The organism is Microseira sp. BLCC-F43, assembly GCF_041929235.1.
Classification (GTDB): Bacteria; Cyanobacteriota; Cyanobacteriia; order Cyanobacteriales; family Aerosakkonemataceae; genus Microseira.
In genome coordinates, this window is record NZ_JBHFNP010000059.1 from 1 (window position 1) to 12,114 (window position 12,114).

The following is a 12,114-nucleotide window of genomic DNA, read 5'->3' on the forward strand; positions in this document are numbered from 1 at the left end:
CTAGTCTCTGGACTCATTCTTACGCAAGTTTCTACTGCTGGTAATGTCAGTAGCGAGACTGTGAGGAGGTATATTGAGGAACAGCGCCATCACGATGTTACTTGACGGGACTTAAAAGTCAAAGTGAACGCAAAACCCCCACGTAAACGATGGGGGTTTTGCGCTTCTCGTCTTTTTTGATCAGGAGGTCTAACATATATTATGTCTGTTTTTATACATAATTTTCTTCGTCTGTGTATAGGGCTAGACTAGCAAGCTTTGGAAAATTTTAATAAATTATCCCGCTCAAGCCTCATTTCTTTGGAAATAGGAAAAAAAACCTACCAAAGATGACTGAACAGACAAATCCAACCTCAAACTTCTACGCCCTACTGATAGGAATCGATTGCTACCTACCAAATAAATTATCTGATGGTAGTTACTATAAAAGCTTGAAGGGATGCGTTCGCGACATCAACCACGTAGAGGCTTTTCTGAAAAATAGGCTACAAGTACCGGAAAAGCAGATTTTGAAGCTAACGGCTTCTAATGTTAAAGGTTCGGCTGAGCCATCAGAACCAAAAGACTTTTGGCCAACCTACGAAAATATGGTAGCCAAATTTAAGGAAATTACTCAGAAAGCTCTACCTCAAGACCAGGTGTACATTCATTACTCCGGTCACGGGGGACGTGCGGCAACAATTTATCCCAACCTCAAAGGAGAGGATGGTGTTGACGAGTCGTTGGTTCCCACGGATATTGGCAACTCGGAAGCTCGCTATCTCCGCGACCTTGAGTTAGCACAACTCTTACAAGACATGGTGGATAAAGGGTTAGTGGTTACAGTTGTGTTGGATAGCTGCCATTCTGGAGGATCAACAAGAGCGGGTGTAGATGCAGATACTCGTGGCGCACACAACAATATTGTTGACACAACACCCCGACCTACGGAGAGTCTGGTTGCAACTCCTCACAAATTGGCTCAAACATGGCAAACCCTAACAGGGGGTATGGGAAAGCGTAATGTCAGTGCTACCAGTGGTTGGCTACCTGAGCCAAAAGATTACACTTTATTTGCTGCTTGTCGCGACGATGAGTCTGCTTACGAACACTACTTTGACGGCCAAACAATGGGGGCGCTGACCTACTGGTTGTTAAAGTCTCTGAATATATTGGGAATGCAAGTTTCTTCCAGAGAAATACACAAATACATTCTCGCCAAAATTTATAGTCAGTCTAAGCGACAAACACCTATGTTGCAAGGAGAAGGCGATCGCCCTATATTTAGCGCTTTGACCAGATCCTTTGGCTATAGCGACCAAACTAGATCTTATCCATACGATTACGATACAGCGACCGTAATGAATGTAGATGTAGCCAAAAAACGAGTTAGCTTGCAGGCTGGCGAAGTTAACGGTATTGTTCAGGGAGCAGAGTTTGCTATCTATCGATTGGGTACAACAGACTTTACCGATACTAGCAAGCGAGTAGCATTAGTTAAGGTTGTGGAAGTTGATGCAGTAGAGTCTTGGGCAGAGGTTAGCACAATTCTCGGTCAAGGAGACTCTAATACTCCGAAAGTTTTGAGTGAAGCAACCATTGAGCAGGGTGCTTCCGCTTTGCTTTTGAGTCCTGGTGTTAAACTTGTCGGCAAGGTACGTCTGTTGTCGCCAAAAGAAAAAGGGCAACTATCAGAGATAGAGATAACACAAGCATTAGAAGCTCTCAAAGCTGCTAAGACAAAGGTAAAAGATAATGCCTGGATAGAGTTCTTGTCTGAAAATGAAGCCAGCAAGGAAGACGTATCTTACTATGTGTCTATTAACAAAGAAGGCGAGTATGAAATTCTTGATGCAGGCGGAGAACTTATTATTAATCTCCGACCTTTATTGAAAGTTAAGGAACCGGATGCAGCAGTAGGTGTAGTCAACCGTTTAGTACATCTTTCCTATGATGCAATTTTGCAGCTTGATAATAACGATCTGCTATCATCTCTAAATGGAAAACTTAAAGTTGAACTGGGCAGAGCTGAAAATCGTCAGTTCCAACCTTTTAATGCCCCCGGCAATGTACCAATACTTGATGTTGGTGAATATGCCTTCTTACGTATCCGCAATCAGTCTACTCAATACCTCAATATTACTGCACTAGCAATTCAACCAGATTGGAGCATAGCGCAACTTCATCCAATTGGTGCAGACTTTGAAGTTTTAGACCCTGGAAAAGAGAAATTAGTCCGTATTCGTACCAGTCTTCCTGAAAGTTACAAAGAAGGTGCGGATGTTATCAAAGTTTTTGCAACAGTTGAAGGTACTAGCTTCCGTTGGATAAAATTACCAGCTTTAGACCAACCTAGAGCAGGGGTGCAGGAAGGATTTAAACCAAGTAGTCCACTTGAAGAACTATTTGCAGCGTTTGCTGATGATATTCCCTCAAATAAAAATCTCATTGCTGCTGCTTATCCTAGTGAAAAATGGACAACTGAACAGGTAAAGCTGGTAGTAAAAAAGATGTAAATCTCAGATATTAATCTGGGGGTTAGCGTCAAAATATTGAGTTATGTTGCATCTCATCTCTATTACCATCCTAATTAATAAAACAGGAAAAGGACGAACTTGAGATGCACCCAAATTATAGGTTGCTTAAATTTTTGGAGGAATAAATAATGAGTAGGGGTTTAGACAAAACAAATTTTGCTCGCAACATAGCAGTCGTTATCGGCATCAACAATTATCAAAATGGAATTCACCCACTTAAAAATGCGGTCAATGATGCTACAGCTTTAGCTGATTTATTAGAAGGAAAGGAGGGAAATTTAGAATAAAATAATACGTATGAAGTAATTCGCTTATTTCCACATGACGAAGCGAATTTAGATAATATCAATAAATTGCTTAAACAAACACGCAATTATTTTAGTTTGAACTAAAATAATCGCTTGCTATTTTATTTTGCTGGACATGGCAAAACAAAAACAAGTAACTCAGGCCCATCGGGTTATCTTATTCCTCAAGATGCTCGTTTAGGAAAATATAATACATATCTGGAAATGCAAGAATTGGTTGAACTAAAATGCAATCATTTATTGGTGATTTTGGATTGTTGTTTTGCAGGTACGTTTCGTTGGACAGGTTCTAGGAATGTCATTGTAGAGCCAGATACAGTTTATCAAGAACACTACGATCGCTTTATTAGCTCTCCTGCTTGGAAAGTTCTTACATCTGCTGCTCATAATCAAGAAGCAGCTGACTCTAGCTTAACTACTGATGAACGTGGACAAGCTCAAAATTCTAAACATTCGCCCTTTGCCGATGCGTTAATTAAAGGTTTGCGAGGTGAAGCAGATTTATACCCTGACAACGTTATTACTCTCCAAGAACTTTATGCCTATTTACAAAGTTCTTTAAAAGACCCTAATCAAATTCCTGGATCTTGGTCATTGAAGCAAGAGTACGATAAAGGTGAATACGTCTTTCCTTTATCATAATTTAACCGAAAGAACTTAGAAAAAGCTCCAAAGCTTGATAAAGAAAATAATCCCTACCGAGGTTTGGAATCTTTTGGCGAAAAAGACAGCAACCTGTTTTTCGGTAGAACTGAACTGGTCAAAAAGTTAAAGGATCGTGTCAAAGACAAAGATCATCCTTTGACAGTAGTGTTGGGTGCTTCCGGTTCGGGTAAATCGAGTTTGGTCAAAGCCGGATTAATTCCTCAACTGCGGCAAGAACAATGGTCGATTTTGCAAATCCGTCCGGGTGAAACTCCCTTGAAAGCCTTAAATAATGCTTTGAAAGATGCCCAATTACCAGAAGTTAAGCCACAAGACCCACAACAAAACCTGGCTCAGAGTATTGATGTTTGGGCTAAACGCAACCCCAACTCTAAGTTATTACTATTTATTGACCAAAGCGAAGAAATTATTACCCTCTGTCCAAACGAGGATGAACGCAAAGAGTTTTTCCAACAGATACTCACAGCAATTGATGCCCATCGGGATAAATTACGAGTTGTCCTATCCCTCCGTTCTGACTTTGAATCCCAAATCAGAGATGCAGGCTTAAAGTTTGTCCCTAAAGACTTTAGTGTGAAACATACTGAGTTGAAAAATCTTTGGCAAAGCGGACGATTTATTGTCCCAGCAATGACACGAGGAGAACTACGGGAAGCCATTGAGAAACCCGCAGAAGCACGGGTGATGTATTTTCAGCCCCCCTTGGTAGACCAATTGATTGATGAAGTGGCGGATATGCCGGGAGCATTACCCCTGCTTTCTTTTGCTTTGATCGAACTTTATCTCAAGTATTTAAAGCGACAATGGAAGGCACAAATCGAAGGGAGAATCTTTGAGCGGACGCTGATTCAAAAAGATTATCAAGACTTGGGAGGAGTAACCCAATCACTGACTCAAAGGGCTGATGAGGAATATGAGGCGTTAGTTAAAGAAAATCAGGCTTATGCCAAAATTATCCGCCAGGTAATGCTGCGGATGATTGCTCTTGATGGAGGTGAATTAGCACGCAGACGAGTCCCGTTATCGGAACTAGAATATCCACCAAAGAAAAACAATTTAGCCACAGCAGTAATTGAGCGGTTTACCAATGCACGGTTACTGGTAAAAGGAAAAAATGCTGAAGGTAATTCCTATGTGGAACCTGCTCATGATGCTTTGGTGCGGAATTGGCCAAGGTTGCGGGAGTGGAAGCAAGAGGAGCAAGACTTACCGCTGCAACGACGGCTAACTCCAGCAGCGATGGAGTGGGATAGCGTTAAAAATAAGGACAAAGAACAGCCAAAAGTGATTCTAGACAGGGCTGCTCCTGTTTGGGATTGGTTAGTTAATGATTGCTTAGATCGACGACTCTTATTGCCTATCGAAAACTTTGTATTGCCTATCGGAAACTTTGTGACTAAAATTCCTGCTCAGTTGGCTCAAAGGTTACGGCGCACTCAGAATCAGCAAGGGCAATCGAGAAAGAAACCCGTACAGTTTTTATGGAATGCGAATCCTTATCTCGATGTATTGTATCAAGAACTCAATTCCGATGACAACTGGTTTAACCAGGTAGAAACTGAGTTTGTGCAGGAAAGTGTTTTGCGAAAAGGCCAGAATATTAGATGGCGGTGGCGCATTGCGATCGCCGTTATAGTGGCCTTAAGCTTGTTGCTGGCATCCTCCAAGATTAATCAAGCCAAAACAATGAGATAATCCGCATAAATAAACTTACAAAATCACCAATCTTTAGCTGGGATGGTTGATAGTTTAAATGCCCGCAATATCCTAAGTAGCAACTTCATATTTGTTCAAAAATTTGTGAATTTAGAACTGTCAATTTATGATTTTTTCCAAAAACATAGTCTCCAAAAACAAATAGACGGAACTTTGCTAAGGGCAGTTTATACCGTGAGAGAACTCGATCGCCAAGAAGCGAATCAAGGCAAGGGCACGGTCAGAACCAGTTTTAGCCCAGATGGCAAGCTACTGGCTAGTGCCGGAGAAGACTGCAAAGAACCTATCCGTGTCTCGGATTTGCAGGGTCAGACTTTAAGCAAATCGAATCAGATTAAGTTTAAGGATAAGTCTGATAAGTCTGATAATTTTAATAATTCTGAAAAGTGCGAGCCGGTCAAAATCACCCGTTTTAGCCCAAACAGTCAACAACTAGCTGCTGCTGGAGCAAACGGCACTGTCGGTATATGGGATTTGCGGCGCGAGGACAAGGAATTAACATTGACAAACTTGAAAAAATTGCAGACAAACCAAGGCGAGGTCAAAAGCATTAGTTTTAGCCCAAATGGCAAGCTACTGGCTACTACTGGAGCAAACGGTACTGTTCTTGTATGGAACTTGGACAATCTCTCTAAGAAACCTGAAATTCTTCGCGTTTTCAACTTTGGTAAGCAAGATGAGCAGAAAGAGCACAATGTCTGGAGTGTAGCATTCAGCCCCGATGGTAAAAGACTGGCTATTACCGGAACTCGTGACACTATCCGCTTATGGGAGCGAGAGGGGAACAAATGGAAGGAAAACGAAAAGATAAAATTATTTATCAACATAAAAGACGAGCGCCATAAAAATAAAAATGATGATGTCGATGTTGATGTCACGATCGTCAGTTTTAGCCTAGATGGACAGAAACTAGTTACTGCTGGAACAGATGACTTTATCCGTGTATGGGATTTAACAGATCAAAAGCTGGTTAAAGAGGCAAAGGAAATTCGAGCGAATCAAAACAAAATCTGGGAGATATCATTTACTTCGGATGGGCAGAAACTCGCTAGTGCTGGTGAGGATGGAACTGCTCGTTTGTGGGATTTCAATAAGTTGAAAAACGGCCAGCCCTTGGAGTTGGAGAAGTTTGAAGGACATCATGGACCTGTCAGAAGCGTCAGTTTTAGTCGTGACCATCAGCAACTAGCTAGTGCTGGAGATGATAGCAGTGTCCGCTTGTGGAATTTGCAGGGTAATGAGTCGGAGAAACCAGTACCTATGAAGGAGGCTTCAACAAACAATCAGGAGGTGATGATTCAGAAGGGCGATCAACGGGCTTTTGGAGAGAAAATGGTTATGAAAATAAAAAGTAGTCATGTAGGTAAGGTCAAAAGCTGGGCGTTCAGCCCCGATGACAGTCAACTTGCTAGTGGCGGAGAGGATAGGACTATTCGCTTGTGGAATGAAGAAGGCGAACAGGAACACCTATTACCGACATATGCGGAAGTAAATTCAATGGCATATAGCCCGGATCAGCAATTACTTGCCAGTGCTGGAGAGGATGGCACGGTGCAGTTGTGGAACTTGCAAGACTTGCAGGAGGGTAAGCCTTTGGCAGCGCAGAAAGCGTATCCAAGTCCAGTCAAGAAAGTAAGTTTTAGCCGAGATGGTAAGGTTTTGATTACTGTAGGAGAAGATCGCGCTGCTAAGTTGCAGCAGATTGAGTGGCGGATTGAATCATCCTATGTGATGCAACAGGCTTGCGATCATGTGCGTGACTATTTGCAGAACAACCCCAATCTCAGTGAAAGCGATCGTCAGCTATGCAACGGTATTAGTGAACCTGAAAAGCATGGGAAAATGAGCATGGGTGATAAAATCCTAGTACCAACCCTCACAAATCCCAATAAGTTGGCTGGAGTCGAGGCGATCAGGAATGGTGATTTTACTACAGCTATCAACCCCTTGAAAGCTTACCTTAAGAACAAGCCCAACGATCCAGAAGCCTTAATTTACTTAAATAATGCCCGCATAGGCACTCAAAAATCCTACACCATTGCTATATCAGCCCCCATTAGTAGTGATGTGAATGGTGCTTTAGAAATGTTGCGTGGAGTCGCTCAAGCCCAAAACGAAATTAACCAAGCAGGTGGTATTAATAAAGTACCATTGCGAATAATCGCTGATGATAAAAACGAACCCGATACTACCAATAAAATTGCAGAATAATTGGTCAAAAATCCTGATGTACTAGGAGTTGTAGGACATTATGCCAGTGATGTCACGGGAGCAACAGGACAAGTTTATGAAAAAGGAAAACTGGTAGCAATTTCCCCAGTTAGTACCTCTGTGAAGCTTACAGGTTTTGGTAAATACATCTTTCGGACTGTTCCCAGTGATTCTGTAGCAGCAAAACCATTAGCAGACTATATGCTGAAGACTTTAAAGAAGAAGAAAGCAGCCGTTTTTTATAATTCTAAAAGTGGCTATAGCAAATCCCTCAAGTTTGAGTTTATAAAGTTTCTTCGTGAAGCAGGAGGAATATCAAGAGAATTTGACTTGTCCGATCCCAAGTTTAATGCGGGTCAAAGTGTAAAACAGTCTATTGAGGGAGGTGCTGAAGTTTTAGTATTACTGCCCGATAGAGGAGAACTCAACAATACCCTCCAAGTCATCAAAGCGAACCATAAGCGACTTCCCCTTTTGGGTGGTGATGATCTTTATACGCTTAAAACATTACAAGTTGGTAGAGCAGATGCAGATGGGATGATTGTTGCTGTCCCCTGGCACATTTTTGCCTCGGATTCCAATAATTTTCGAGACACCTCCAGACGGCTTTGGAAAGCAGATGTTAACTGGCGAACGGCTATGTCTTACGATGCTACTAGAGCCTTAATTGCTGCGATTCAAAAAAATCCCAACCCCACCCGTGAAGGATTAGCTCAAATCCTCCATTCAGAAGACTTTAGAGCGAAGGGTGCAACAGGCGAGGTGACGTTTAATCAATCGGGCGATCGCGATCATCGCGGAATCCAACTTGTCAAGATTAAAGCTGATCCCAAATATCGCTTCGGCTCTGGCTATGGTTTTGAGCCTGTACGTTAGTAAGGTTACTGTATGGCACAAAATACAAAACCGCCTATGCTTCTGTTAGTCCAGTAATTGAATTGAGCGGATCGCACTCTCGTTACTCTTGGTTCAGAAGTAAGTGCGATCGCCTCTGCTACCATCCCATTTTCACCAAGCCTGAAGATATCGAGCTCCCTGAACTGTGACTTTTGGCGATCGCCACCTGCAAAACCTGTAAAAAATACATCTGCAATCAACCTGATTCGTTAACTAAATAGTGTAAATAGTGATATGGGCTTTTCCTTTATAAAAAGGTTCAATTATGATGTGGGATTCCAGTATCACAAATTTTGGCACTAATTTAGCAGTAGTTATCGGCATCAATAACTATCAAAACGGCATTCACCCACTCAAGACAGCCGTTAACGATGCTGCGGCGCTAGCTGACTTATTAGAAACCAACTACAATTATCAAGTGCTGCGTCTGTTCCCCTATGAGGAAAACCAGAACGAAGCTACTCTAGAAAACATAAATACACTGCTTTCTGAGACACTTACCCAAAAAATTCAATCCCCTGAAGTTTGTCGCTTACTCTTCTATTTTGCCGGACACGGAATAGCACGCAATGGTGAAAATGGCCCCGCTGGATATCTAGTTCCCCAAAATGCACATTTAGGGAAAATAGAAACTTTTCTTCCCATGCAGAGGCTTTACAAAGCATTTATGATTTATTAGTAATTTTAGATTGTTGCTTTGCAGGTACGTTTCGTTGGTCAAGTACCCGCAATGTTATTTTATTTTCAGATAAATTTATAAAGAGCATTACGATCGCTTTATCAGACATCCAGCTTGGCAAGCCATTACATCTGCTGCTTATAACCAAGAAGCTATAGATTTTTTAACAGACCAACGCCAAATTGTAGAGTTAGAAAATGAGCCGCACTCGCCTTTTGCTATAGCACTGATTGAGGCGTTGCGAGATATGAAAGCCGATTTAACTAAAGATGGGGTGATTACAGCACCCGAACTCTATATCTATCTGCGCGATGAAGTCGAAAAACTCTCCAGTGAATCCCAAACTCCCGGACTTTGGCCACTGCATCAACACGACCGAGGCGAATACATTTTTAATCCTCTAAATTTTAACCCATAGCAACTCAAACCTGCACCATAAACCAATGAAAATAACAATCGTTACCGAGGGCTAAAACCTTTTGATGAGAAGCATTTCCGCTTTTTTTTTATGAAATGGTGCAACAATTATATGATAAAAATGCCACTCTTAATCAAGTTTTTACTGTAGTTTTAGGCATTTCTGGTTCTGGTAAATCTAGTCTTGTGAAAGCGGGTTTGATTCGTTTATTAAGGCATATATCTAAGCCAGATAATTTTGAAGTTATTTTAGCCAGTTATTACATATTAACATTGGCATTTATCAAAGCTTTTCCTAAAATTAAACCAGGCTTTTTATTTCCTAGTTCTAAATTTATACCAATTAACTATGCCAACCAGTGGGAAATTTTGACTCCCATGCGTCCTGGGGAGTCTCCTTTCTTATCCTTAGCTAGGACAATTCTGCCGCTCGCTAATGTTTCTGTACCTACTGAGCTAGCTGAACTGGATTTTATCACGGAGGTTGTGCCAGAAAAAATTAAGCTATTAGAAACCGAAATTGCTGACTCTACTAAAGAAAATGGAAAGGAAAGCCAACAAACTAAGTTACTGCAAGAAGAGAAAGAGAAATTTAGCCAAATTGCAGAAATTTGGCATAGGGAGAATCAACAAGCAAAGTTATTATCGCTGCTTCATAATTTAGAGTAATTATCCGCTGTTTGTAAAATTGCATAATCACAAAATTCGCAGCAAGAAATTCAAAAATTTTGGCGATATAATTTATTAAATAAGACGTGTTTGGCTACTTGGAATACACTTAGATAACGCCTACAGTCAGACCAGAATTATTTCGGAGAGATTGTAACAGCTTGGAGTCTACAGCATCCGGGTTTCAAACTGTTGCTGGTAATTGACCAATTTGAGGAGTTAATTACCCTCAGTCCGCCTAGCATTGGGCAAAATAAACAGGACAACAAGCTTCAGGAATGGCAAGTATTTTTGAACCTGCTGGAGACAACTTTAGCGGCTAATCTGCCACAACTAAGGATTGTAGTCACGTTGCGATCGGATTTTGAACCTCGTTTTTTGAACTCAGAGGCGCTTAAGTCATACTGGAGTAAGGCTAGGTTTCCAGTCAGAGCGATGCGATCTGATGAGTTACGGCAAGCGATCGAGCGACCTGCTTCGGAAATGGCACTCTATTTTGAGCCACCCAATTTAGTAGATAGGCTGATTGATGAAGTAGGACAAATGCCGGGTGCTTTGCCTTTGCTATCTTTCACTTTGAGCGAACTTTACTTGAAACTCACTCAAAAGTGGAAAGATCCGAAGTATAGCGATCGCGCCCTGAGAATTGATGCTGAGTTTGATAAACAAGGTGGTGTTGCAGGTTCTTTAACTCGCAGGGCAACTGAAGAATACAACAAGATAGGTGAAGACAAGGAATTAGGTTGCACCCGAGTCTGAATTGGTGTATCCAGATGATGCAGAAAACAATCGCAGAGAACAAGTTATCAACCGCCTTGTTGAAGCTCGTCTGCTGGTAAAGGGACAACAGGAAACAGGAGAACCTTATGTGGAACCAGCCCACGATTTTCTGGTGCGGGGTTGGGGAACATTGCAGAACTGGATCGATGAAGAGAAGGCAAAAGAAACTCTGGAACTCCAGCAGCGATTGACTGCACAAGCTAATGATTGGGCTAGAAATCAAGGCGCTTTGTTGCCGGATGGCGATCGCCTCAACCAGCTGGAAAAGATATTGAAACAAACTGATAAATGGATGAACCTTCGAGAGATGGAGTTTGTTCAAAATAGTATTGACGAAAGAGAACTTCAAAGAAGCCGGGTTAGAGAACTGCAAGCCAAGGCAGAACAGAGAAAACGGGTTGCTCTAGCGCAGCAAATTGCGGCTCAATCTCAGGCTATTCGCGAAAGTCAACCCCAGTTAAGCTTGTTACTTGCAGCCGAAGCTCCGCAAGTTCTGCGCCCTGGCGATCCACGCGTACCGGAGATGGAACAAGCCTTAAGAGATAGTTTAGCAAATATCGGTGGGCGGGGATTAAAGAATCATAGTAACCAGGTGCTCGCTGTAGCACTGAGTCCAAACAATCGTTGGTTGGCAACAGGAAGCTACGATGGTAAAACGGTACTCTGGGATTTAGAAGCGGAAAATCCAGCAGAAACAGCTATAGTTTTAGATGCTTCTCCGGACTTCGTTAGTATTGTCAGCTTCAGTCCAGACAATCGTTGGCTGGTTACTGCTGGAGGTACGCAAGGAGGTGGCTTTCTTCGCTCTAGCAACCACACGGCAATTCTTTGGAATTTAGCAAATAAGACCGAAACCTTAATCCCCAGTACAGTTCTACAAGGTCATCAAGAAGCTGTTTCAGCGGTAACATTTAGTTCAGATGGTTTGTGGTTGGCGACAGGAGATGGCGAAGGCTCGATTCGTATTTGGAATTTAAGCAATTTGACAGCACCTCCCTTACTTCTCGACGAGCATAAAGAACTCGTTTCACTGAAGCCACCCCATGCCGTCCATGCGAGGGGGTGCACGCAACGCTATCAACCTCTTTCTGGCTCTCCCTATTGCTAGGTACAGCATCGGTGAGTCTCAGTATCAGGAATTAAAACTTTTGTGGCGACCCACTCTGACTGGAGGAAATCTTCCTTTGGAAGACGGGACTTGCCCATCTAATCGCAGGTTAGTTTGTTCGGTCGCCTGTCTCCTTGCCGCCAGCAG

The 12,114-nt window shown here is 42.2% G+C and carries 8 protein-coding genes and 3 pseudogenes; all 11 read left to right on the forward strand.

Annotated features, from left to right (window positions below):
• A pseudogene (locus tag ACE1CM_RS10210) lies at nucleotides 1–105 on the forward strand (transposase); the annotation flags it as partial.
• Between the two features lie 224 nt (nucleotides 106–329).
• Complete coding sequence (locus ACE1CM_RS10215) at nucleotides 330–2,495, forward strand: caspase family protein (protein WP_374877312.1); 2,166 nt, start codon at nucleotides 330–332, stop codon at nucleotides 2,493–2,495.
• Between the two features lie 149 nt (nucleotides 2,496–2,644).
• Nucleotides 2,645–3,466, forward strand: a pseudogene (locus tag ACE1CM_RS10220) (caspase domain-containing protein).
• Nucleotides 3,467–3,529: 63 nt separating this feature from the next.
• Nucleotides 3,530–5,185, forward strand: coding sequence for an ATP-binding protein (locus ACE1CM_RS10225; RefSeq protein ID WP_374877313.1), 1,656 nt, complete (start codon nucleotides 3,530–3,532; stop codon nucleotides 5,183–5,185).
• Nucleotides 5,186–5,506: 321 nt separating this feature from the next.
• Entirely contained in the window at nucleotides 5,507–7,417 is a 1,911-nt protein-coding gene (locus tag ACE1CM_RS10230) for a beta-propeller fold lactonase family protein (protein ID WP_374877314.1), read from the forward strand.
• A complete protein-coding gene (locus tag ACE1CM_RS10235; protein WP_374877315.1) occupies nucleotides 7,418–8,293 on the forward strand; it encodes an ABC transporter substrate-binding protein in 876 nt (291 codons plus the stop codon).
• Nucleotides 8,294–8,579: 286 nt separating this feature from the next.
• The gene (locus tag ACE1CM_RS10240; protein WP_374877316.1) at nucleotides 8,580–8,993 is read left to right on the forward strand and encodes a caspase family protein; all 414 of its coding nucleotides are present in this window, start codon (nucleotides 8,580–8,582) and stop codon (nucleotides 8,991–8,993) included.
• A gap of 247 nt (nucleotides 8,994–9,240) precedes the next feature.
• Entirely contained in the window at nucleotides 9,241–9,411 is a 171-nt protein-coding gene (locus ACE1CM_RS10245) for a hypothetical protein (protein WP_374877317.1), read from the forward strand.
• A 95-nt stretch (nucleotides 9,412–9,506) separates the two neighbouring features.
• Nucleotides 9,507–10,079, forward strand: coding sequence for a hypothetical protein (locus ACE1CM_RS10250; protein WP_374877318.1), 573 nt, complete (start codon nucleotides 9,507–9,509; stop codon nucleotides 10,077–10,079).
• Between the two features lie 138 nt (nucleotides 10,080–10,217).
• Nucleotides 10,218–10,838, forward strand: a pseudogene (locus tag ACE1CM_RS10255) (hypothetical protein); the annotation flags it as partial.
• A gap of 4 nt (nucleotides 10,839–10,842) precedes the next feature.
• Nucleotides 10,843–11,967, forward strand: a complete 1,125-nt coding sequence (locus ACE1CM_RS10260) for a WD40 repeat domain-containing protein (protein WP_374877319.1) — start codon at nucleotides 10,843–10,845, stop codon at nucleotides 11,965–11,967.
• Nucleotides 11,968–12,114: the final 147 nt, after the last annotated feature.